The following is a 23,066-nucleotide window of genomic DNA, read 5'->3' on the forward strand; positions in this document are numbered from 1 at the left end:
CCGCCCCCTATACTATTTGTATAATAATTCTTCCCTGAAAAGTATATCATGATCTGATATATCGAACCGAGCGCCAAAGGTTGGAAATAAAAAAACAGCGCTTCCCAGCACTGCTTACATCAATTGATATGTTAGCTGTTGCACTTGTCCTCGGTCGGGTTCACGAATAATCAAGGTGACCCTCGTCAATTGTCGGGCGTCTTGAACAGCTAGTTTGTAGGTAACAGCCATATTTACCGGCAACCGGACTGTCTCATTGCTAAATAAGGCCTGCTTCAATTTGTCCAACAGCTTCCCATTGTCAATATCCACCTCGATTACGTCAACACGTCGGCCATTCACCCATTCGGCAGGGCCTTGCCGAAATTTCCCGGCCACGCTCAAGACGAAGGATAGATGGTCGCGGGGTGACACCAGACCTGCTTGTTTGACAGTCATCATTTCCGTCCCGCTGTCATGGTAAGCGTAAATATGCTCACCGTTGCGTCGCATCACTAATTTCTGTGATGCTGCATCCTTCAAGCTCCAGTTATCCGCCACTTGCTTCCCAGTAAAGCAACGTTTACCAGACATGAGTTCCAGCTGAAACGAATATTCTTTTTTCTTCAACCACCCTTGAATCACCTGTCTCGCCGTCTGCGCCAGCTTCTCCTGCGCCAACACCTTCTTTTCGTTAACTGTGGGCTGATCGGCGACGAAGTCCGTTTGACAACCCATCAGCATCAAGGCGCAAACCAGACATCCGGCCATTTTTCTCATTTTGCCCTCCCCCTTCTCTTCTAATACCTACGAAAAAACCTGTGCATTTAGACTACGCGCGTTGGCCAAACCTTGGATGTGAACACGCATGAGAAAAGCGCTTCATCAGCTTAACGCTGACAAAGCGCTTTTCGTGCCTGGTTCGCTTATACGTTGGAAGCAGAGCCAACATCTTGGTCGAAGGGGCAAAATGTGTTAGTCATATTGCCTTCCGCTACGGTGATACTAACATCAACAAGGGAGGTGATTCCTTTGCCGCATCCTTCCCTTTATCCCGAGTGGATGCCCGAGTTGTTACAAACCCACTTGTCCCAAGAAGAACTGGAGAAAATCTCATCTTTTCTCCACACTGAAACCTGGATATCCCCTTCAGCGCACCGACGCTTATGGAATGACCCCGTTCCTGATATCCCTCTTCGTTTTCATCTAGATATTGACATTAAAGAATAGCCTGTTGTTAGTATGACATAGACCTTCCTGCCTATACCTTCCGCCTCATTCTATTCACTGCCAATTAATGGCAGTTCTTTTTTTATTGCAACAATGCTTGGAATGCACGTGTTGCTTCATGACGGATTTTCTCTTCATCCAGTGTCAGCAATTCGCGGTTGACCATCAGCGGCTGACCATTTACATACATGTCCACCACATCACCGCGAGATGCAGAATATACGACGTGGGACACCACATCATGCAACGGTTGCATATGGGCTCCGGTCAAGTCCAAAGTGATGAAGTCGGCTTTTTTGCCTACTTCCAACGTGCCGATTTCGTGATCGAGGAATAAGCATTCCGCCCCATAGATGGTCCCCATTTTTAACGCCGTTAACGCCGGCACCGCTTCTGGATCAAGTTGGGCACCCTTGTGGATTAGCGCGGCAAGCTGGATTTCCTCGATGAGATCCAAATTGTTGTTGCTGGCAGCCCCGTCAGTAGCCAATCCTGGGCGCATGCCTTTTCGCAACATGCTCGTCACCGGGGCAATTCCGCTACCCAATTTGAGATTGCTGCCCGGGTTGTGTGCCACCTTCACGTCATGTTCCGCCAATATGTCGATTTCTTCCTCTGTCACATGCACCGCATGGGCAACCAGCGCAGGCAGATCAAAGAAGCCGAGCTGACGCAAATGCTCAACGGGCCGAACCCCATAATCCCGCACATTTTGCTCCACTTCTTTCACCGTTTCAGACATATGCGTATGAAGGGGCAACTTCAATTCCCCCGCTTTTTCCACAAACCGCTTGATATACTCCGGTGGGCACGTGTAGGGCGCATGAGGTGCCAACATGGTAGTAATCCGGCCATCGGCTTGACCATGCCATTCAGTGGCGAAACGAACCGCCTCTTCAAACTTTTTATTTTGCATTTCCTCACTGCACAATCCAATCACGCCGCGAGTCAAGCGGGCGCGCATGCCGGATTCTTCCACCACGTGGGCGACAGCGTCCATATGATCGTACATATCCATGAAACAGGTGGTTCCGGATCGGATCATTTCCACCGCCGCCAACGCTGTTCCAGCCTGCACTTGGACATGGGTAAATTTCGCTTCCAATGGCCACATGTGCTCTTCCAACCACGTTTGCAACGGCAAATCATCGGCATACCCACGCAACAAAGTCATGGCCGCATGACCGTGTGTGTTGACCAAGCCAGGCAGGATGGCCTTGCCGCTACAATCGATGATCTCATCAAACTGTTCTTGTACTTGCGGCTCCGGGACTTCCCCTACATATGTAATCTTGTCATCCTCCACGCCCAAAGCGCCCTGCTTCAGCACTTCGGCACCATCTTTCATGGTCGCGACGGTCGCGTTGATAAATAACCGCTTCACTAACATCCCCTCGCTTTGCATAGATTTGTCTTTCTTACTGTACACGAAGAGAAAAGAATTTCATAGCCTGTGCCGATCAATAAATTGCAGGATGTCATCCAACCGTACCTTTTTCCGCAAAGCCTCCGCAAACAGATCCCCTTTCTGTTCCAGCCGGTCAAATATGTTGGCGCAAGTGAATTGCTTAGGGGATAACGCGGGTGTCAATTCATCCCATGACAGTGGCGTGGAGACGGTCGCTTCCGGCACTGCCCGGATTGAATATGGTGCGATTAAGGTTTTATTGCGCCAATGCTGGAGATAGTCAAAGTAGATTTTATTCCCGCGCTTGTTGACCGAGCGCTCCACGGTGATCAAAGCGGGTTGCCGCTCGGCGAAATAATGGGCGATGAATTTTCCGACTTTGCGTGTCTCATCATATGTGTATCGCGTCTCTAACGGCAGGTAGATCTGCAATCCGCTGGCCCCTGATGTCTTTACAATTCCGTCCAATCCCAATTGCAGAAGCAACTCCCGGATCAACAGCGCCGCTTCCACCACGCGTGGAAAACCGGGGACGCTAGGGTCCAAATCAAACACCAGCTCCGTCGGTCTCATTGGGTCAAGAACCGTATTAAACGACACATGTAATTCCACGCACGCCAAATTGGCCAACCAAACCAAGGTGGGTGCATTATTGAGCATAACATATTCGATATCCCCGTCGCTGACCGTTTCGATCCAATCCGGCCGATGGAGAGGGGCGTTTTTCTGATAAAATGACTTCCCCTCCACCCCATCTGGAAAACGGATCGTGGTTAACGCCCTGTTCCGGCAATAAGGGAGTAAATACGGAGCCAGCCGATAATACGCCAGAATGAATTCCCACTTGCTCAACTGAGGAAATAATCGTTTATCGGGATTAGATATCTTCAATTCCTTTCCGTCCACATGAACCAACCGATGCTCCACCCTTCTCCCTCCTCTGTGCCGGACCGGGGCGTGTCTGGCAAATCAAGCATCACCTACCAGATAACGGAAAACCGCGGCATGAAAGCGGATCAGCATCGACGACCCCCTGAATGCTCGGCTGTCGCAAAGAATGCCCATTCACCCATTCCAGATAATGGACTTTAACCGTGAGCAATGGGGTGACCCAAATCGCGTCGCCGATTCGCTCCGGCCGATTGTAAAAAGGCATCTCAGTTTGAACCAACGGGGTGACACATTCAGTGATATCTCGCCAATCCGCCTGAGTCAATTTCCCCGTGCCGGCATGTCCGATGTAGTGAAGACGATCCCAATCATCGTACAACCCCAGTAAAAGCGAGTTGACCATCTTCCCTCTGAACGTCACCCCTCCTACTACGGCGATCAGGTCATGTGTCACTTTTCGTTTGCGCCAGCGCCCATCTTTTCCACCAATAACATAAGCACTGGTCAAATCTTTCACGACAATGCCTTCCAACCCTTGCTGGCGCACAGCCTCATACAGGCCATCAACATCGGTGAAGTTGGGCACCAACCGCACATGGTCCACCGGCTGGATGATTTGGTTTAACTGCGCTTGTCGTTCTGCCAATGGACGCTCGGTCATCCATTCGCCATCCAGATAAAGCAAATCAAAAACCATGTAGGTGATCGGCACCCGCTTCATCGCTTGCGGCACTTTGTTCATTTGGCGTAAGCCATCCCGTTTCATCACCTCGTAAAACGAGGGCTTCCCTTCCCGCCAAGCGATGACCTCCCCATCCAAAATGACAGACGAAGCCGTGCAATAGTCGCTGACCTTCGCCAATTCAGGATAGTGATGGGTTCGCTCATTCTTTTTCCGATTGAACAATTTCACCTGACCGTTTTCAACATACGTCAACACCCGCACCCCGTCCCATTTGACTTGAGCAATCCAGCGCTCTCCTGAAGGTGGCGCATCTGTCACGACGGGTTCAAAAGGGATGATTGGTTTCAATTCCACGAAACTCGTTCCTTTTCTCGCAATATATCTCTTAGGATGAAGAAGAAACGATGCGGCTATACATAGAAGATCTCCCGTTCATTATGACGAATCAGACTTGACATGGCAAAGCCATCGTAGTAGTATTTAACCATACTAGTGTTATTTAAAAACACTACTATTATCCACCGACATCACTGAAGAAAGGAGGAATTCATCTGATTCAGCGATTGAAAGAGCTTGGCCTGTCTGAACTTGAAGCGCGTTGTTACCTCACACTCCATGAGGAGCCTCATTTATCCGGGTATGAAGTGGCCAAACGCGTTTCCACCTCGCGCACCAATGTTTATGCTGCTTTACGTTCACTCACTGACAAAGGCATTTGCCGAATCATCGAGGGCGATCCGGTTCATTATGACGTTGTACCCATCGATCAGTTGATTCGCTATATGCGGGTCAAGTTTGAACAAACTGCAAAAGGACTGGTGAATGAACTGAAATCCCCTCCTCGTTCCAAACCCTCTTTTTATAATTGGCAAGGAAACAAACATTTAGACACCGCGATACGCAGAATGATCGCCAATGCTAAAAAGAACATCCTTGTCGACATTTGGGCAGAAGATGTGCATTGGGTGGAAGAAGCATTGCTTGACGCTGAAGAGAGGGGCATTACCATTGTCCTGATTGTTCTGGGAGAATGCCAAATTTCCCTTAAAAATGTGTTCATCCATAAAGCCGATGACTTGGAACAGGCTTGGCCAAAAATGGGAACAAGGAAATTTTCTATCCTAATCGACGGACAAGCCGCCTTGTTGGGTGGATTTGGCGGAGATGTAAAGTTGACCGCATTGGAAACGGACCATCCGGCTATCACGGAATTACTTAAAAACGCATTCTACCACGATGTCGTCATGATGCGAATCGAGGAAGATTTCGGCGCCGAGCTGGCAAGCCGATATGGCGAAAATTACGAGAAAATCATTAACTATTACATTCGGGAAAAGGGATGGGATTTTTAGGGTCGTCGAAGTTGGGAGTTCAGTCATATATTTAAATCCAAAGGGATTAGGAGGCTTTCAACATGCGTGATTTAACATACATCCGAGAGCTGTTTGCCAAGGAAGATGAAGTACTTAAGTCGATTCCGAACGGATTGGCGGAACGGGGAATGCCACAGATATCCATCCCTCCCGAAGTGGGCCGGACATTGTATCTTCTGGCTAAAATCAGCGGGGCCACTAGAATTTTAGAACTGGGAACCCTAGGCGGATACAGTACCATTTATTTAGCACGGGCGTTGCCATCCACCGGGAAGTGCTTCACCATTGAATTAAACGCTGATCACGCCCGCTTTGCCAAGGAAAATATCTCCCGCGCCAACTTGAACGAGCAAGTGACGGTCATCGTGGGCGATGCTTCAGAACAGTTGGAAATTCTAGCTCAGTCGGGGGAACGCTTTGATTTCTTCTTTATCGATGCAGACAAGCCCAACTTCGACCATTATCTGGAGAAAGCCATTTCCTTGGCTGCGCCAAATGCGGTAATTGCCATGGATAACTTGCTTTATTTCGGCGACAGCGTCTTGGATGAAACCAATGATAACCCCATATTGGCCAAGCTTCGTCAAGTTAATCAAACCTTGGCACAAGATCCTCGCATCGAGTCCATGCTGTTGCCGATCGGCGACGGATTGGGGATTGCCAAAGTGAAAAGTGCCTGACGTAAGTTAAGAATCACTCTTTTTGTGCGCCAAAAGAGCCTTCTCTCAATGAGTAGGCTCTTTTTAGCATGACAACACTCTCGCCCCCACCCCCTAAATCTTGGGATATTAAAAATATAATTAAATTTATTAAAAAACCACAAATAAATCCCACGCCAATCACACCAATGAATTCCAACAATAAACCAGAAACAATGATAACAAGATAACAAAAAAAATGATAAAAAATTATAAATCTAAACATATAATTGAAGGATTTATTTTCATGTTATATAATTCAAAACGAATCAAATGAGATTCTTTTCTTACCATTCCAAACCATTTCACAGGGGGTGGTCTTTTGACCAAAAAGCTTCGCATATTGCCTATCATCATGCTCGTTGTCCTGTTATTCGGTAGTATGGGCACCGTTTAGGCCGACGGAACCAGCCCTGCCAAGGAAACGTCATGGATTGACCATATCTTAGGTTGGTTTGATTCAAAACCTGTATCGCAACCAGAAAAAGTGGTATCCCTTGGTAGTAAGGTAAAGATCGTATCTGACCCACTACCAAAAAACACTTCCAAAGCAACCAATGAACCGACTGTCATCGAACAGGACACCACTGCCAAAGTGATTAACGAGAAAGGAAAAGTGGTGGGGCAAAAATACATTGCTAAAACACCAAAAGCAACTGTAAAATCCAAAAACCGGGTGGTCACCGCGGTCATCGCGGCGGATGAAGAATACCGCAGAGCTTACCCTGATTGGCAAAACAGAACGAAAGAGATTGTCGAAAAAGCGGACAATGCGTTTATCCGCGATCACCAAGTCGATTTTAAGATTTCAGGATATCTCGAGTGGAAATCAGATGGGTACAACGGGGAGCAAATTCTGCAAGATTTGGACCGAGACAAAAACAGAGGGGTTTATGATTTTGTCATCGGATTTACCAAAGACGCTTACTTCAATTATGGTGGAATCGCTTATATGCAACCCACGGGGGGCCCAGGTGGAAGTGCCGTCAGTGTAACGGCAGACATGCATCCCAATGCCATTTGGCATGTTGTTCAACACGAACTGTCCCATAACTTCGGTGTGCCACATGACTTACACGGCCCACAATATGAAAGATGCATCATGAACTATTATTACACGACACAGGTGGACATTTGGGACCAAAAACATAACCAAATCATCGAGCGAAACAAATACTGGTACGGCAATAGACAAAACAACCAAAATGATAAAAATGATCAAAATAATAACAATAAACCAAATAAACCAGACGTACCAACCTCAAATCCTTCCTCCTTTGAAACACAAGTCGTTCAATTAGTAAACCAAGAACGGACACGGAGAGGATATAAACCTTTGCAGATGGATGCCAAATTGTCTCAAGTTGCCAGATTGAAATCAGAAGATATGAGAGACAACAACTATTTCTCTCACCAATCGCCCACTTATGGCTCTCCATTTGACATGATGAGAAAGTTTGGTATCCAATACACCTATGCGGGTGAAAACATCGCCGCTGGACAACAAACCCCGCAAGATGTGATGAATTCTTGGATGAACAGCCCCGGACACCGTAGCAACATCTTGAATCCCAATTACACGACCATCGGTGTTGGTTTTGCCAAAGGCGGTTCTTATGGAACTTACTGGACACAACAATTCATCAGAAGATAGACTAAACACATCTTGTTAAATCAGGCCCATTCTGTTTAGAATGGGCCTGGTTTTATAGCTGAGAGCTATTTCACCGGCTTAAACGCTTATCTTGTTCATCAAAATCTGTCTGATGATTGCAGTGTTTTTTTCCAGATGCGGTGACACCAACATATCCATATGACTTCCCGCCGGGGTATGAACCTTCCTGCTGTGCACGGATGAACTGATCCATATAGATTTGCACCGGGTTGACATTATGAATAAAGTCCAGACCATAAACCGTATGCGTCTCTAAATGCTAGGTCATAGTTGAAAAGATCGCCCCATACCCTGCGATTGGCGGAAAACTCAAAAAACAGCCAGCACTCAGTCTGGCTGTTTTCATTGCGATTTACTCTTCCAACAGCGAAACGATGTGATCAGTCAATTCGCTCGGTTTGGTGTTGGGCGCGTACCGTCCAACCACCTCGCCCCGGCGATTGACGAGAAACTTGGTGAAATTCCATTTGACCGCTTTACTACCCATGAGACCCGGCGCTTCTTTGCAAAGATACTTGAACAGTGGATGTGCCTGTTCCCCGTTCACATCCACTTTGGAAAACACGGGAAACGTCACTCCATAATTAAGGGAACAAAACTCGGCAATTTCTTCATCCGTCCCTGGCTCTTGTTCCATGAACTGATTGCAGGGGAAGGCCAAAATCTCCAGACCCGCGTCTTTGTATCGCTCGTACAGTTCTTGCAATTCTTTGTACTGTGGTGTAAAGCCGCATTTGCTCGCAGTGTTGACGATCAATAATACTTTCCCTTTGTATGCGTCCAACTGTTTCACTTCGCCGTTGGCTAACTTCGCTTCAAATTGATATACCGTCACAAGTCTGCCTCCTTTAATATACCCACAGATAGATTCACCCCATTCATCATACCACCTTTGACGACATTTACCCACTCACTTTGCTACTTTGTGCTTGGGAGTTGATCAGGCGGTGCAATTTGGGAATAAGCATCAAGCACAAGATATAAAAGACGGTTGTGATCCAATATACATAACGCACCCCCAACACATCTGTGACATACCCCATCAGCAAGACCGAAACGGCATATAAAATGTTCAACATCGTATAGTGGGCAGACGCAATTTCAGGATATGTTTCGTTGGTTGTGTTGCGTTGCAAGATGGTTTGCTGGGCGACACGCCGAATTTGAAACATTGGCCCTAATAGCGTAATAAGTGTAAGCGCTAACCATGGCAAAGTTGTAAACGAAAAACTAAAGGTGAACAAAACCATTCCCGTCAAGCCAATGGCCATGCTGGCGACAATATGCTTCGACACCCACTTCGATATGGAGAGAATCACAAAGCCAGCGACCATCGTTCCAGCAAAGTATCCACTGTTGATGATCCCCCACCAGAATGCCCCTTTGTGAAGAACTTGGTTGACAAAGACCAAGATGACCGCACCCGTCCAGATACCCGCCCCCAACACGATCAGCAAGTCAATCGCGGTAACAATTCTAACAGCAGGACTATTCCAAATATTTACCCACCCGCATTTGATCTGATTCCAGCGTCCGCTTGAACGTTTGGACTCAACTTTGGAGCGATCCTTGATGAACAACGTGGAGATAGTAGAGACTGCAAACAAAATCCAAGTTAATGACAACAACTCCGCCTCGCTCATCACCGATAGAATCCCACCACCTACCGACCACCCTGTCAAAAGGGCGATCTGATCCATCGTGCTGAGCAAACTGTTTGCTTCCACCAACTCCCCGTCCTCCACCAATCTGGGCACCAGCGCATTTCGCGTCGGGGTCGTCCAGCCATCCAAAAAAGAGATGACAAACGTTAGCACCAACAAAAGAGGAATCATGCCTTCAATCTTGCCGTGCAAAAAAACAAGGATGACTACCACCGCCAACAACACCGTCTGGGAGGCTTGAGACATGAACAAGATGCGCTGCAAATGAAACCGTCCAAACAATAGCGGCGCGACCGTGCCGCTCATCGAAACAGCGATCACCCTGAAAAGCGGGAATAAAGCGGCGACCAACGTCAAACCTGTCATTTGATAAATCAACGTTACCATCGCTAAAATAAAAAATGAGTCCCCCAAGTTGGCCATGGTCTGACCAACCCAAAGGCAATGAAAAGAGCGATTTCGTTTCATGATTTTTCACCACTTTCTGCATTCCGAATCAAGATACAAACATACACTTTCATTATGTAAAAGGTTTAAAATTACAAATGTTCACTCATATTTTAACATAAACATTCAACCTAATGAAATAAATACTTTGACATCATCCCATAAAAAAAGAAGAGTGATCAGTTCGATCACCCTTCTTTCCCATCATTATGGTTGCAGGAAAATCTCATACTTATAACGGTCAGTCCGATAAATACACCGCGTGTACTCCATCACTTGGTCTTGCCCCATGTACGTTGTGCGCTGAAACAAAATCGCCAACGAGTGGTTTGGTAGCCCCAGTAGCTGGCTCTCATATTCATCTGTTAGCACAGGTTCAATCGTCTGCCTAGCGTACATAGGTTGATACTGATAATGATCCCTCAACACCGTATACAATGATTGCCCTTCTAACATCTCTTGGCTCAATCCAGGCACTTTTTGTTCATCAAGCCACACCGTTTCCAACGCCAAAGGCTCTCCGTCAACGATTCTCAATCGCTTCACTTCCACGACCTGCTCATGATGCGGAGGCATCCGCAAATTCCGTTTCAAATTGAGCGTCGCATCCATGACGGAAAAGTTAAGCATCCGCGTTTCTACCGACAAGCCCTGTTCTTCCATCTCTTCGGTAAAACCTTTCAGACGCGTGATCAAATGTTTCGGCTTTGGCTCGGCCACAAAGGTACCTTTTCCCTGCTCCCTGTACAACACCCCTTCGTTGACCAAGGCGATAATGGCTTTGCGAGCCGTCATGCGGCTGATTTGATGGATTTCGCACAATTCCCGTTCAGGGGGAATTGCGTCGCCCGGCTTCAGCTGATCATTATCTATCATTTCCTGAATGATTTCCTTCAGCTGGTAATACAAAGGCACCGGACTGTTTTTCAACACCTTGCGCATCCTCTGATTCTTCACCATTCTTCCTTCCTTCTTTATCATGGTCGGGCCAACCGCACCGGCACGCCCCCCATGCATGCAACTTCCCCCAAGAGCTGACGAACCAATGTGGCCAGCTGTTGCTTGGTTGCGGCGTAAGTGGCCAAGGTCGTCACATCATGCGGTATCAACTCACTATCATAAGGGTCACGCAACATGATTGCAATAAGGGGACGCATCTTCGCAAGTTCTTTCATCACTGCGATTTGCTCGGGGAAGCGGTAAGCATTGACCGTCCCTTGCAAGATGACATCAGCCTCGGCCGCTTGGAGCCTAAATTCAGCCAACGCCTGTTCCGCTTCATCCGGCGCCAATTCTACACAGACGGTGTGTGGAAAAGCCTGCTTGACATAAGCGGCCAACTTCAATTCCTGCTGGCTAGATGTATCCGCTTCCGACAAATCGCTTAACCGGGGGGAGATTACCAACAGCTTCGTGTCAGGAGACAGGGGCAGGAGGCGGCGCGGGTCGCGCACAAGCGTGATAGACCGCTCCGCGATCTGGCGAACCAGCTCCTCGCCGCTGATCGACGGCAGCTTTCTGCTCTGTTGGTAGGCGGCAATTTTTTGCTTGAATCGCAAAATCCGTTTCAAGGAGGTATCAATGCGCTCTTCCGTCAATTCGCCTTGCTCAACCGCTTGCACCAACCGGTAAAAAGCTTCCTCGACCGAGTCGCGGCTGTCATGAATGAAAGCGATATCTCCGCCCGCCAAAATAAAACGCAAAACAGCCTCACCCGCAGAATACAGATTGCGCACCGCACCCATGGACAAGTCGTCGGAGATAACCAATCCGTCATAGCCCATCTCTTGGCGTAGCAATCCACTAATCACTTCTTCAGACAGGCTGGCCGGCAAGGAGCTACAAGCAGAACAAACCACATGCGACACCATCACGGAATCGATTCCACCGTCAACCAACTTCTTAAATGGCACGTATTCTGTTTGTCTCAACACCTCTTCAGTGGCGTGGTTGACCGCCAATCCAACGTGCGTATCGGCCGCCGTGTTGCCATGTCCCGGAAAATGCTTAGCGCAAACCGCCACTCCACCGCGGTTGGCACCGAGGCTAAAATGAAAGCAATGGCTGGCAACCTGTGCGGGATCATCCCCAAACGCCCGCACCCCTATGACTGGATTGGTTTTCTCCAGATTGAGGTCGGCAACTGGCGCCAACAAGTGATTTATTCCCATTTCCGCCAACTCCCAACCGACTTGTTGGGCCTGAAGTTCAGTCAGTTCTATCGAGCCAGTCGCGCCCAAAGCCATGCTCCCGGGAAATTCGGTGACACAATCGCCAAACACACTCAAAACGCCACCTTCTTGGTCGCATGCAAAGATCACAGGCAAATCCAATCCAGAGGCTGTATAAGCTTGCTGAATGTCACTCGTCAACTTCTTCACCTGAGCCGGATGTTCAATATTCGGCCCGTTGATGCGATAACCCGCGAGTGGAACCCTCTCAATGAAACGGCGGAAGGACTCGCTCAAGGCGGTCCCCTCCGCTTGCCCGACCAGCAACTGGCCGATTTTTTGTTCCAAACTCAGCGATGTCAATCGCTCTTCCATTTGGCTGAGCATGCAAACTCCCCCTTATCCTTTCACAGCGCCCGAGGTCAAACCTTTAATTACATATTTCTGGGCTACGCTGTACAGGACGATGACCGGAATCAATGTCAACGTCACCGCCGCTGCCAACAAACCGTAATCGGTCCCATATTGTGAGCTGACTGTCGTCAAGAGCACGTTGATGGGACGCACATCTTCCTGCGGGACGAAAATCAGAGCCGAAAACAAATCATTATACGACCACAGGAACACAAAAATGCTCGCCGTGATGAACGCCGGTCGTGACACAGGTAGCATGATGCGCCAAAAAATAGCAAAACGGCTGCATCCATCCATGATAGCCGCTTCTTCCAAATCCTTCGGGATCGTTGCCATATATGAAGACAAAACCAAAATAGTAAATGGCAAAAATCCGGCAGTATGCGGGATGATCAAGGCCCAATACGTATTGAGCAACTGCAAGTCTTTCAACATCCCAAACACCGGCACCACAGTGGCGAACGCTGGAATCAGCAAACTAGCCACCAACACGGTTTGCAGCAGTCCCCGCAAACGGAAGCGGAAGCGAGCCAAAACATAGGCCGCCAATCCGCCGACCAACAGCGTCAAAAGCACCGTCCCCCCGGACATAATAAAACTGTTCAGATAACTTCGACCAATATCCACCTGTTCAAATGCATTTAAGTAATTGGCAAGGGTAGGATTCGTAGCGACGGAAAACGAGTCATTGATCACTTGGTGCGAGGGTTTCAAAGAGTTGTTGACTACCCAGAACAGCGGATAAATCGTGGTCAATGACCAAAGCCCCAAACAAATGAACGTTACCATCCTGGCGATTTTTCCCCGGAACAAAGCCAGCGTCATTTTTTCATATATGGTAAGTTGTTTCAACTTTCCCACCTCATTTCCTTCCCGTACTCAATAAGTGATCTCCTCTTTCTTGAGCAGGCGATTAGCGATAACGGAGAACAAAAGACCCAAAATCACAATCCAGACAGCAATCGTCGCTCCATAACCAAAAGCTTGGCCCGTGAATGTTTTTTGGTACATATAGGTGCCTAACACCTCAGAGGAATTCGCGGGACCGCCGGAACTGATGACATACACCAGTTCAAACACTTTCAACGCTCCCGTGATTGCGAGCAAGATGGATGTTTTTACATCACCCCAGATCAGGGGGAGAGTGATGTAAATCGTCTTTTGGAACCCGTTGATCCCCTCCAACTGCGCAGCCTCATAAAAGTCATCAGGAATCTTGGAGATCGCCGTCAGTATAATGACAAAATAAAACCCGACATACTGCCAGATGACGGGCACAGCTACCGCCAACAAAGAAGTTTCTTCGGTCATCCAGACCACCTTTTCAAAACCGAAGCGAACAAGCAATTGATTCAACATACCATTGTCATAATTATAGAAAAGGGTGAACATCAATCCGATCGCTGTTGCCGAGATGGCGACAGGAAAAAAGAAGACCGACCGAAAAAAATTCTTGCCAAATCGAATGGAGTCTACCAAAAGGGCCAGCACAATCCCTAGCCCCACCTGGAAAATCACCGCGTACAACATAATTTCCAATGTGTTGAGGGTGGCGATCTTCACGACTTCATCCTGTGTCAAGCGGATATAGTTTTCAATGCCCACAAAACGGTTGATAAACATGCCATCAGAATAATAAAAACTCTTAATGATGCTGTGAATGAACGGATAGTACAAAAACACGCCCGTCAACAAGACAGCGGGAAGAAGGAAGAAAAAGATGACGCCACGATCACCCTTTTGCATGGGACAACTCCTTTCTTTGGCAAAAGCGGCAGCCTTGCGTCATGCAAAACAGCCGCTTTCGCTCCGTGGATATTACTTTGCCATTTTTTCTTGCTCGATTTTTTGAGCGGCCTGCAACACTTCCTGAGCCGTTTTCTTTCCTTGCACGATGTGGGGAATGCCTTTTCTTATTTCGTTAAACGCTTCAGCTGAGATTTGCGCGTCGATGGGAAGTGAGAGGGAATTGGCTTCCTGCACCATCTGGTGGCCTTGTTGGTAAACAGTCGGCAAGCCCTCCACTTTGGTGTCTACCGCCGGCACACCCCCATTAGCCTCAGCGAATTTCTTCACCATCTCTTTGGAAGTGAGATACTTGATCAATTCCAACGCCAATCCTTTTTTGTCTTTGTCTTCATAGGACTTCTTGCTCAGATAAAAGCCTGACGTGTATCCTGCCACCAAGTCTTGCGGATTCGCTTTGCCCCCCGGCATCACTGGGAACGGGATCACCTCAACATCTTCCTTATCCGTCAATCCCCCCAAAATCCAAGACCCATTGACGATCATGGCCGCTTGCTTGTTCTTGAACAGCTCTTGCGCTTGCGCATCTTTGATAGTCAGCGCATCTTTGGGGAAACCGCCCATCTCATACACTTCTTTAATTTTTTCCAACCCTTGTGCCCAAGAGGGATGGATGCCGTTGTCAAATTTGCTGTTGTGACCCGCCGGACCACCTGCGGAGAGAATGAAATGTTCAATCAAGTAATAAGACTCTTCCAATGAACCAGCGATTGGAATAATTCCGTTTTTAGAGAATGTTTCGATGGATTTGGTAAATTTCTCCCAATCCGTCGGCAACTCCAGTCCGTATCGCTTAAATAAGCTTTTATTGACAAATAACCCTTCATAAAAACCAGTAATCGGAACAGCGTAGATTTTGCCGTCTTTCGCTTTCACTTGTTGTTTAACATTGTCGGACAAGGCATCGCTCCACGCCTTATCTTTGGCGAAAATCTCCTCGTACGGCACCACCGCGCCGGATTGGATGATCGGCTCGGCTTCCGCTCCGGTGAAGAAGAACGTCACATCAGGTTCATTGCCTGAAGCGAAATCGGTTTTCACTTTCGTTCGAAAATCATCTCCTGTGGCCGTCATCGATTCATCGACAATTTCGACATCTGGATGCGCTTTCATAAAATCTTTTAATGCTTGCTCATATGCTTTCTTAGCCGGATCTGTGCCGCCGAACATCGTCACGACCCGCAGTTTAATCTTGCCGTTGTCAGCACTTTGCGAACAACCAGTCAACGCAGCCACCAAAATCAGGACAACAGCCAACAAGCTTGGCCACCATTTGCGCATGCCATTCACCAACCTCATGATGATTTGTAATATTGACTATACCAATTTTATTTAATTCACAAAAATATGTCAATAAAAAATATATTTATTCTTATTGCTCCAAGTACGTATCAATACTATAGACAAGCTCCCGTGCCAATCTTAAAACGTATGGGGAAGCGGCATTGCGCTACAACCGCTGCCACTCCCCCATCCGGTGGACATCATGATTCATTTTAGCGTGGGTATTTTGGAAGCGTATTTCTCCACGAGCGCTTTGTTGTAATCATCAGCTCCCGGAATATTGCCACTGCGGAACACAGGCACTTCCACACCTGCATCCGCCATCAGCCCGACCGCCTCCACCAGCACCGATTGCAAAATGAGAGAGCCCAAGATGGTCGAACTCGGGCCGAACTTGGCCGGCACCCGCTCATGCGAAAGCAGAGCGTCTCCCTTGTCAACATGATTGTTCAACACCAAATCAACCACTTCTGACAAATGCCTGCCCGAATGGTGCCGCGACGGAACCCCACCGGCATAAGCGAGCGACGTCAAACCGATCACCTTCGCCCCTTTTTCCTTAGCCAACAGCGCCACTTCGATCGGCACCGGATTGATGCCGGAAGTAGAGATCACAATCACCACATCCCCTGACTGAATCGCTTGCTCCTCCATGAACGTCTCAGCCAGCCCATGTTGCCGCTCCAATTCCGAAGAGCGCGCCGCCCCTTCGTGCAACATCAACTTTTCAATCAAAATCGGATGAATGGGAGCCAAGCCCCCCGCACGATAAAACACATCTTCTGCCAACAAGTGGGAATGCCCACATCCAAACAGATGGACCACCCCATCCTGTGCAACAGCCTCTGCGATCCAACGGCCCGCTTTTTGCATATGGGCCAATTCTTCCCGCTTGATCTCTCCCAATTTTCGCTCGATCGACTCCATGAACGCTAAAATCATCAGGATGTCCCCTCTCTACTGATCCCAAGCGTCCGCATCCGCAATCACGGTGACATGGGAATGTTGTTTCAAGATGGATGCTGGCAAATCCTCCGATACGGGTTCATTTAACAAACGGTGTAAAATGGGCGCCTTATGTTTGCCGGACACCAACAAAACAATGCGTTTGCTTCGCATGATCGTCGCCAAACCCATGGTGATCGCGTGTGAAGGCATGGTCTCCCCTTCATCGAAATACCGGCGATTCGCCTGTTTCGTCGACTCTGTCAACGTCACCACATGCGTAACCGAATGAAAAGGGGTGCCGGGTTCATTAAACCCGATATGCCCATTCATACCAATCCCTAGAATCTGCATATCAATGCCTCCGGCTGCCAGAATGGCCTCTTCATATTGGCGACATTCCTGTTCTAAATCAGTCGCTACGCCAGAGGGAATATGCGTCTGTGCCAATGGGAGATCGATCCGGTCAAACAACTGCTTCCGCATATAATAGGCAAAACTGCTGGGATGTTCCGGCGGTAAGCCTACATACTCATCCAAGTTAAATGTGCGCACGCCAGCGTACGATGTTCCCCGCTCTTGGTGGTCGGCGACCATTTTCTGATAAATCCCGGTCGGTGTCGCCCCCGTCGCCAAACCCAACACCGCATTCGGCTTCTGCTGGACTTGGGAGATGAGCAATGCCGCCGCTTTTTCGCATAGGTCGTCATAATTTGTTGCTCTGATGATCTCCATTACTACTACTCCTTTGCTTGATAAGCGATTGCCCCACGGCAAATCGTCATGAATACATCCATTTTTTCATCCAGGATCACAAGATCTGCGTCTTTTCCCACCGCAATGCTTCCTTTGCGATCATATAAGTTCAATTCTTTGGCAGCGTTAGTCGCCGTCATTTGAATCAATTGTTCCATAGTGCAGTCAACAAATTGATGCATGTTCTTCAGCGCATCTTTCATTTTCAAAATACTGCCCGCCAGGGTCCCATCAGCCAACCGGGCATCACGATCCGATACCGTGACCTCTTGCCCGCCGAGATCATATGTCCCGCTCTTGAGGCATTTGGCCCGCATAGAATCGGTAATAAGGATGATCCGTTCTGGAGTGATGGCCTTATACGCTACATTGACACTATTTGGTTCGATGTGAATACCGTCAACAATCATTTCCACCATCAATTCGTCGCGCACCATCGCCGCACCAGCGACACCCGGTTCACGATGGTGAAACCCTCTCATGCCGTTAAACAGATGGGTAACGTGGCTTAAGCCTGCGTCGATAGCCTCGCTAATCTGGTGGTAACAGGCGTCTGAATGACCCACGGACGCAATGACCCCTGTTTCCTTGAGATAACGGGTCAATTCCAGCCCGCCCGGTTCTTCCGGAGCCAAAGTGACCAATCGAATGTGCCCTCGAGCCATGGACTGCCATTTGGCGAATTGTTCCCGGTCGGGATGGACAATATACTCTAGGGGTTGCGCGCCGGCGCGCTTCTTGTTTATGAACGGCCCTTCCAAGTGAATCCCTGCGCATTCCGCTTTCCCCGGCACCTGATGCCGTTCAATGAAGTCAGCCGCATTGATCAGAGCGGCCTCGATATTCTCGTGCGTTTGTGTAATCGTCGTCGCCAGAAAACAGGTTGTGCCCTCTTTCGGCAAGTGCGAGGCCATCGTGTCAAGCGCTTCCACTGTCGCATCCATGGTATCGGCACCAGCGGCTCCGTGGATGTGGACATCAATCATGCCAGGAAGAACTTGGTGTTCCGTCGATAATTGGATCACTTGCGCGTCTGTGAAATCTGGCATGTGATCCATCAGTCCGAAATTTTTGATTTTGCCATTGACTAGTTCAATATATCCAGGTGTGATTTTTCCATTCTCCGTAAAAATCGTTACATTGCATATGATAAGTGGGGAAACCGGATTCATATGATTATCTCCTTTTTCCTTTCGTTACAATTTAAGTGTATCACCATCATGTATAGTTGTCTATACCACTTGTCCCCTTTCGCCAGAACACCTGTCCGCGACACCGAGAACAAATGGTTATGACTAGGGCGTGTCTGATGAATAGGCCAGCGGCTCCAATACCATTTTCTCATTCGCTTCACTTGTGCATCGGCGCTCACCAACTTGATTTGCCAGACACACCCTAGACCCATCCGTATCAAATTTTCCACCATACTATCCCCTACCTGTAAATTCCCTATGCAAAAACGGCCGAGGTGTTCCCGGCCGCTTAAGATCATTTGCTCTTCTATTGTTCCTGCTTATCATCGCATCCTGATTGTTGTCGCGCGATCTCCATGCTTAGCAATGGTTCGGGACCTTGCCATGTCGGAGGCTTGATCACTTTCCCATCTGACTCCCGGTAGCGTGGCTTGCCATCCTCCCACAATTTAGACATGTTGGCTTCGTGCACGATGCGGAAGAGTTCCTCCGGCCGCACACCCATTTCGACGAGCGTCCCCAGCGCCAGATAAATGACATCAATCATAGCATCCGCTTGCTCAGTTAGCGTTTTTGCCTCCAGAAACTCTCGGATCTCCTCCATCATCCAATCAGCCCGCTTGCGCACGCGCTCCTGCTCCAATTTACACGGCTTTTCTTGTACAGGGACATTAAACGCTTCATGAAACGCCTTCACATCTTTCCATGCTTTATTCATAAAAATGGCCTCCATTCATTTGCATAGTCCTAGCCCACATTGAATAATTTCGTTACCAGGAGGTGAGGATTTGATGTGGTTGCTCTTATTTCAAATCGCTCTAGTATTTATCACCATTCATTCCATCTTGAACGCCTATCAGCTGTTCCGAGTGCAGAATTGGTTCGATTTCGTTTATCGGCTCTCCTTGTGTGCTGCCGCGCTTACCTTGTTGTTCAATCCGATCCCCATATGAAAGCACCTCCCCGGCGGGGAGGTGCTTTCATGTTCACAAATCGCCGAAATCAAGTGAACTTGCCTTAGAATAGTTGGTCACTTTCTGTTCGAAGAAGTCCGTTTTGGTCGCATTCAAGTTGGAGAAGCTTTCCACCCATTTCATAGGATGAGAGGTGATTTCCGGATACAGGATATCAAAGCCCAACCGGCTTAACCGCTCATTCGCCAAGTACTTAATGTACCGTTCCAACACGTCATTGGTGAGCCCCTGAATTTCATTGTTGGTGATGTATTGGCCCCAAGCGATCTCATGCTCCACCGCCGTCCGTGTCATCTCACGCAACTCTTCAACAAACTCCGGAGTGATCAAGTCCGGATTTTCGCTACGCAACTCTTTGATCATGTTTTGGAACAAAACGACATGGGTGAGTTCGTCCCGTTGGATATACTTGATGATCGTCGCCGTAGCGGTCATCTTCCCTTGCCGCGCTAACGCATAGAAAAAGGAAAATCCGCTGTAGAAGTACAAAGACTCCAACAAGAAGTTAGCCATACATGTGCGAACAAAATTTTTGTCGTTTGTGTCGTCGACGAACTGCTGGTACAAATCGGCGATAAACCGATTCCGGCGCAAAAGGTGTTCGTCGTTACGCCACTCGTCATAAATGTTTTCGCGCGTCTCCGGCGAACAGACGCTATCCAAGATATAGCTGTAAGATTGGGCGTGAATCTCCTCTTGAAACGCTTGAATGTTCAACAGGGAGCTTACTTCTGGCGCCGTCACATACTCATTGATGTTGGGCAAATTCTCCCCTTGAATCGAATCCAGGAAGTTCAAAAAGGAGATCGTCTTATCAAATGCGCGTCTTTCCGCCGGCGACAATTCCATGAATTGTTTCGCGTCACTCGCCAGCGGGATCTCTTCGGGAATCCAGAAATTGTTCAGCATCGCCCGATACAGCTTGTGTGCCCAATCGTATTTGATCCGGTTCCACTCGCGCAGATTGGTGGTGTTGCCGTTGATCATGCGTTGGGTTCCCCGTTGCCCATGTTCGTTGAATATCTTTTTGCGTTCTAATTTCATGCCCTATCACCTTTCTACTGCTTCTGTTATGAAGAACAGCTCACACAATCTTCCACTTCCAATGATTGGTTACGTACATAATAGATCGTTTTCAAGCCGTTGCTCCACGCATCCATGTACAGATCCAAGAATTCACGCGCGGTGGTGTTCGGCGTGATATACAGGTTGAAGGATTGCGATTGATCTATATGACGTTGCCGTCTTCCAGCCGCCCGAATGCTCCAATGCTGGTCGATCGCATGCGCTTCTTTGTAATACCATGTCGTTTCAGGGCTCAGGTTGGGAGCCGTTTGCGGAATGACCGCACCGCGTTTTTCTTCAACGAAATACTTGGCGTACACTGGATCAATGCCCGCAGTTGAGCCTGCGATCAGCGATGTGGACCCGGTTGGAGCTACGGCGAAAACCCACGCATTGCGCATGCCATGCTTGGCCACTTCTGCTTGTAGTTTCTGCCAACGCTCATCGGTATAACCGCGCTGTTTAAAATACTCTCCGGTCTGCCACTCGCTTCCCTCGAACAACGGATAATGCCCTTTCTCTTTAGCGATTTCCATTGAGCTGCGAATCGCATGGTACGCCAACTCTTCAAACAGCTCATCCGCCTCGTTCACATGCTCTTCCGATTCCCACATGATTTTCCGTTGCGCCAAGTATTGATGGTAGCCGCTGGTGCCCAATCCCACTGCCCGGTACTTCTTATTGGTCAATTCCGCTTGCTTTACGGGATAGATGTTGAGATCGATCACATTGTCCAACATCCGCATCTGCACGGATACGATACGAGCAATGTCATCTTTGCTTTTCACCCGGCCCAAGTTGATCGAAGACAGGTTGCACACGACGAAGTCACCTGGCTTTTGTTTGGTGACGATCACGCCGTCTTCCAGTTCTTCAGAGATAAATTCAGTCGGCGACATGTTTTGGCAGATTTCGGTGCAGAGGTTGGAAGAATAAATAACTCCTTTGTGCTTGTTGGGATTGGCTCGGTTCACCGTATCACGGAAGAAGATAAACGGCGTTCCGGTCTCAAATGCGCTCACCATAATCCGCTTCATGATCTCGATGGCCGGAATCTCGGTCTTGTGCAGGTTCGGGTTGGCTATGCATTCTTCATAGCGGCGAGTGAATTCCTCTCCCCAATAATCCTCGATGGAATAGCCCATCACTTCGCGCACTTCATGAGGATCAAACAAGTACCAGTTCTCCCGCGCTTTCACCCGCTCCATAAACACATCGGGAATGCATACGCCAGGGAAAATGTCATGGGCTTTGAGGCGATCATCCCCGTTGTTGGTCTTCAAATTGAGGAAGTCGAGGATGTCAGCATGCCACACATCCAAGTAAATGGCGAAAGCCCCTCGGCGCACACCGAGCTGATCCACAGCTACGGCCGTGTTATTGTAGTTGCGGATCCATGGGATCACACCGCCGGAAGCCCCTTTGTGGCCGCGGATTTTTGATCCTTTGGAACGCACTTTGCCCAAGTAAATCCCCACTCCACCGCCGTGTTTGGACACTTGCGCCGTCGCGGAGTTGGTGTTGTAAATCGACCACAGGGAATCATCCACGGTGTCGATAAAGCATGAAGACAGCTGGTGTAGTGGTTTACCTGCATTGCTGAGCGTCGGGGTGGCCACTGTCATCTCCAGCTTGGACAGCACATCATAAAACTGCTTGGCCCAACCGACACGGTCGACTTCGTTTTGCGCCAGATGCATGGCGATGACCATGAAGCGCTCTTGAGGCAGTTCCATCACTTTCCCATCATAGTCACGCACGATATACCGGTCCGCCAGCACTTTCAATCCGATATAATTGAATAGATAGTCCCGCTCAGGCTTAATGTACTTCTCCAGCTCATCCAGCTCTGCTTTCGTGTAACGCTCCAGCAAATATTTTCCGTACAAGCCCTTTTCCGTCAAGGTATGTACCAGAGCATGCAGATTGCCGTATTTATCCTGCGCTTTATACCCCCGGTTTTGGGCCGCTTCCTCATACAAGCCATGGGCGAGCAGATGGGCAGCGACAAATTGCCAGTCAGGCTCTTCGACGCTTGTTTTTTCAACAGCGGCTTGGATGACGATTTGCAACACCTCTTTGTCGCTCATGTTGTCTCGCAACTGCATCGCCGCATCTTCAATCAATTGTTCTTTGTTTAAATGAGTAAAACGCGCACACGCATCATCGATTAAGCCACGATAGCGCGTCAGCTTATCAACAGAAATATCGATCATGGATCATCACGTCCGTTCTACTATATATAGTCGCTTTAGTAGTATAGCTAATACAAGATATTGTGCCAAATCGAAAAAAAGGAGGAAAAAAGAAATACGAGGAACCATTAAGACATTACCATCTGTTTTTGTCTTTTTTCTCTTTTAAGCTCCTCTCTCTCAGGTTTGACTAACACTTGAAATATATTAATA

General features: G+C 48.3%; 21 protein-coding genes. 4 read left to right on the plus strand and 17 right to left on the minus strand.

Annotated elements, in window-relative coordinates; genetic code table 11:
• Positions 1–114: 114 nt before the first annotated feature.
• From QQZ12_RS08065 to QQZ12_RS08080, 4 genes are all read right to left on the minus strand, one after another.
• The gene (locus QQZ12_RS08065) at positions 115–759 is read right to left on the minus strand and encodes a hypothetical protein (RefSeq protein ID WP_102992409.1); all 645 of its coding nucleotides are present in this window, start codon (positions 757–759) and stop codon (positions 115–117) included.
• Positions 760–1,291: 532 nt separating this feature from the next.
• The gene (locus QQZ12_RS08070) at positions 1,292–2,599 is read right to left on the minus strand and encodes an amidohydrolase family protein (RefSeq protein ID WP_102993828.1); all 1,308 of its coding nucleotides are present in this window, start codon (positions 2,597–2,599) and stop codon (positions 1,292–1,294) included.
• Positions 2,600–2,653: 54 nt separating this feature from the next.
• A complete protein-coding gene (gene ligD, locus QQZ12_RS08075) occupies positions 2,654–3,544 on the minus strand; it encodes a non-homologous end-joining DNA ligase (protein WP_102992408.1) in 891 nt (296 codons plus the stop codon).
• A gap of 49 nt (positions 3,545–3,593) precedes the next feature.
• Positions 3,594–4,547 (minus strand): ATP-dependent DNA ligase, encoded by a 954-nt coding sequence (locus QQZ12_RS08080; protein WP_102992407.1) that lies wholly within the window; start codon positions 4,545–4,547, stop codon positions 3,594–3,596.
• Between the two features lie 197 nt (positions 4,548–4,744).
• On the opposite strand from QQZ12_RS08080, the gene QQZ12_RS08085 reads away from it, so the two are divergent.
• The 3 genes from QQZ12_RS08085 (at position 4,745) to QQZ12_RS08095 (ending at position 7,918) form a co-directional block, all read left to right on the plus strand.
• Positions 4,745–5,545, plus strand: a complete 801-nt coding sequence (locus QQZ12_RS08085; RefSeq protein ID WP_102992406.1) for a TrmB family transcriptional regulator — start codon at positions 4,745–4,747, stop codon at positions 5,543–5,545.
• Positions 5,546–5,607: 62 nt separating this feature from the next.
• Entirely contained in the window at positions 5,608–6,246 is a 639-nt protein-coding gene (locus QQZ12_RS08090; protein ID WP_102992405.1) for an O-methyltransferase, read from the plus strand.
• A 613-nt stretch (positions 6,247–6,859) separates the two neighbouring features.
• Positions 6,860–7,918 (plus strand): CAP domain-containing protein, encoded by a 1,059-nt coding sequence (locus QQZ12_RS08095; protein ID WP_284724237.1) that lies wholly within the window; start codon positions 6,860–6,862, stop codon positions 7,916–7,918.
• 373 nt (positions 7,919–8,291) lie between these two features.
• Here QQZ12_RS08095 and QQZ12_RS08100 read toward each other — a convergent pair whose 3' ends face one another.
• The 11 genes from QQZ12_RS08100 to QQZ12_RS08150 all read right to left on the minus strand — a co-directional run bounded on the left by QQZ12_RS08100 (position 8,292) and on the right by QQZ12_RS08150 (position 19,337).
• On the minus strand, positions 8,292–8,774 hold the full coding sequence (locus QQZ12_RS08100; protein WP_102992404.1) for a glutathione peroxidase: 483 nt from the start codon (positions 8,772–8,774) through the stop codon (positions 8,292–8,294).
• A gap of 67 nt (positions 8,775–8,841) precedes the next feature.
• The gene (locus QQZ12_RS08105; protein ID WP_102992403.1) at positions 8,842–10,071 is read right to left on the minus strand and encodes an MFS transporter; all 1,230 of its coding nucleotides are present in this window, start codon (positions 10,069–10,071) and stop codon (positions 8,842–8,844) included.
• A 186-nt stretch (positions 10,072–10,257) separates the two neighbouring features.
• Positions 10,258–11,067 (minus strand): GntR family transcriptional regulator, encoded by an 810-nt coding sequence (locus QQZ12_RS08110; RefSeq protein WP_022739050.1) that lies wholly within the window; start codon positions 11,065–11,067, stop codon positions 10,258–10,260.
• Positions 11,028–12,608, minus strand: coding sequence for a glycoside hydrolase family 3 protein (locus tag QQZ12_RS08115; protein ID WP_284724238.1), 1,581 nt, complete (start codon positions 12,606–12,608; stop codon positions 11,028–11,030). Before QQZ12_RS08115 ends, QQZ12_RS08110 begins: the two co-directional genes overlap by 40 nt.
• Before the next feature lie 12 nt (positions 12,609–12,620).
• The gene (locus QQZ12_RS08120) at positions 12,621–13,487 is read right to left on the minus strand and encodes a carbohydrate ABC transporter permease (protein WP_431606299.1); all 867 of its coding nucleotides are present in this window, start codon (positions 13,485–13,487) and stop codon (positions 12,621–12,623) included.
• Between the two features lie 27 nt (positions 13,488–13,514).
• Positions 13,515–14,381: a carbohydrate ABC transporter permease gene (locus QQZ12_RS08125; RefSeq protein WP_284724240.1), complete on the minus strand. Its 867-nt coding sequence runs from the start codon at positions 14,379–14,381 to the stop codon at positions 13,515–13,517.
• Positions 14,382–14,453: 72 nt separating this feature from the next.
• Positions 14,454–15,722, minus strand: coding sequence for an ABC transporter substrate-binding protein (locus QQZ12_RS08130; RefSeq protein WP_284724241.1), 1,269 nt, complete (start codon positions 15,720–15,722; stop codon positions 14,454–14,456).
• A 210-nt stretch (positions 15,723–15,932) separates the two neighbouring features.
• Positions 15,933–16,667 carry an SIS domain-containing protein gene (locus tag QQZ12_RS08135; protein ID WP_154986795.1) on the minus strand — a complete coding sequence of 245 codons (735 nt, stop codon included), beginning with the start codon at positions 16,665–16,667 and terminating at the stop codon, positions 15,933–15,935.
• A gap of 15 nt (positions 16,668–16,682) precedes the next feature.
• Complete coding sequence (gene nagB / locus QQZ12_RS08140) at positions 16,683–17,405, minus strand: glucosamine-6-phosphate deaminase (protein WP_284724242.1); 723 nt, start codon at positions 17,403–17,405, stop codon at positions 16,683–16,685.
• A 5-nt stretch (positions 17,406–17,410) separates the two neighbouring features.
• A complete protein-coding gene (gene nagA, locus QQZ12_RS08145) occupies positions 17,411–18,598 on the minus strand; it encodes an N-acetylglucosamine-6-phosphate deacetylase (RefSeq protein ID WP_102992397.1) in 1,188 nt (395 codons plus the stop codon).
• Positions 18,599–18,926: 328 nt separating this feature from the next.
• Positions 18,927–19,337: a pyrophosphohydrolase domain-containing protein gene (locus QQZ12_RS08150; RefSeq protein WP_284724243.1), complete on the minus strand. Its 411-nt coding sequence runs from the start codon at positions 19,335–19,337 to the stop codon at positions 18,927–18,929.
• Positions 19,338–19,407: 70 nt separating this feature from the next.
• Here QQZ12_RS08150 and QQZ12_RS08155 point away from each other — a divergent pair, with 70 nt between their 5' ends.
• Positions 19,408–19,572 (plus strand): hypothetical protein, encoded by a 165-nt coding sequence (locus QQZ12_RS08155; protein WP_154986790.1) that lies wholly within the window; start codon positions 19,408–19,410, stop codon positions 19,570–19,572.
• Positions 19,573–19,605: 33 nt separating this feature from the next.
• On the opposite strand, the gene QQZ12_RS08160 is transcribed toward QQZ12_RS08155, so the two are convergent.
• Positions 19,606–20,637 carry a ribonucleotide-diphosphate reductase subunit beta gene (locus tag QQZ12_RS08160; RefSeq protein ID WP_284724244.1) on the minus strand — a complete coding sequence of 344 codons (1,032 nt, stop codon included), beginning with the start codon at positions 20,635–20,637 and terminating at the stop codon, positions 19,606–19,608.
• A 26-nt stretch (positions 20,638–20,663) separates the two neighbouring features.
• Positions 20,664–22,874, minus strand: coding sequence for a ribonucleoside-diphosphate reductase subunit alpha (locus tag QQZ12_RS08165; protein WP_284724245.1), 2,211 nt, complete (start codon positions 22,872–22,874; stop codon positions 20,664–20,666).
• Positions 22,875–23,066 lie beyond the last annotated feature (192 nt).

The sequence above is a fragment of the Laceyella tengchongensis genome (assembly GCF_900182735.1).
Taxonomy (GTDB): domain Bacteria; phylum Bacillota; class Bacilli; order Thermoactinomycetales; family Thermoactinomycetaceae; genus Laceyella; species Laceyella tengchongensis.

Excerpts from the sequence above, each read along its gene's own strand:
- QQZ12_RS08165 (WP_284724245.1), bottom strand. The coding sequence starts at position 22,874 with ATGATCGATATTTCTGTTGATAAGCTGACGCGCTATCGTGGCTTAATC.
- nagB (WP_284724242.1), bottom strand. The coding sequence starts at position 17,405 with ATGGAGATCATCAGAGCAACAAATTATGACGACCTATGCGAAAAAGCG.
- QQZ12_RS08160 (WP_284724244.1), bottom strand. The coding sequence starts at position 20,637 with ATGAAATTAGAACGCAAAAAGATATTCAACGAACATGGGCAACGGGGA.
- QQZ12_RS08090 (WP_102992405.1), top strand. The coding sequence starts at position 5,608 with ATGCGTGATTTAACATACATCCGAGAGCTGTTTGCCAAGGAAGATGAA.
- QQZ12_RS08110 (WP_022739050.1), bottom strand. The coding sequence starts at position 11,067 with ATGCATGGGGGGCGTGCCGGTGCGGTTGGCCCGACCATGATAAAGAAG.
- QQZ12_RS08150 (WP_284724243.1), bottom strand. The coding sequence starts at position 19,337 with ATGAATAAAGCATGGAAAGATGTGAAGGCGTTTCATGAAGCGTTTAAT.
- QQZ12_RS08105 (WP_102992403.1), bottom strand. The coding sequence starts at position 10,071 with ATGAAACGAAATCGCTCTTTTCATTGCCTTTGGGTTGGTCAGACCATG.
- nagA (WP_102992397.1), bottom strand. The coding sequence starts at position 18,598 with ATGAATCCGGTTTCCCCACTTATCATATGCAATGTAACGATTTTTACG.
- QQZ12_RS08135 (WP_154986795.1), bottom strand. The coding sequence starts at position 16,667 with ATGATTTTAGCGTTCATGGAGTCGATCGAGCGAAAATTGGGAGAGATC.
- QQZ12_RS08070 (WP_102993828.1), bottom strand. The coding sequence starts at position 2,599 with ATGTTAGTGAAGCGGTTATTTATCAACGCGACCGTCGCGACCATGAAA.
- QQZ12_RS08125 (WP_284724240.1), bottom strand. The coding sequence starts at position 14,381 with ATGCAAAAGGGTGATCGTGGCGTCATCTTTTTCTTCCTTCTTCCCGCT.
- QQZ12_RS08065 (WP_102992409.1), bottom strand. The coding sequence starts at position 759 with ATGAGAAAAATGGCCGGATGTCTGGTTTGCGCCTTGATGCTGATGGGT.
- QQZ12_RS08130 (WP_284724241.1), bottom strand. The coding sequence starts at position 15,722 with ATGCGCAAATGGTGGCCAAGCTTGTTGGCTGTTGTCCTGATTTTGGTG.
- QQZ12_RS08115 (WP_284724238.1), bottom strand. The coding sequence starts at position 12,608 with ATGCTCAGCCAAATGGAAGAGCGATTGACATCGCTGAGTTTGGAACAA.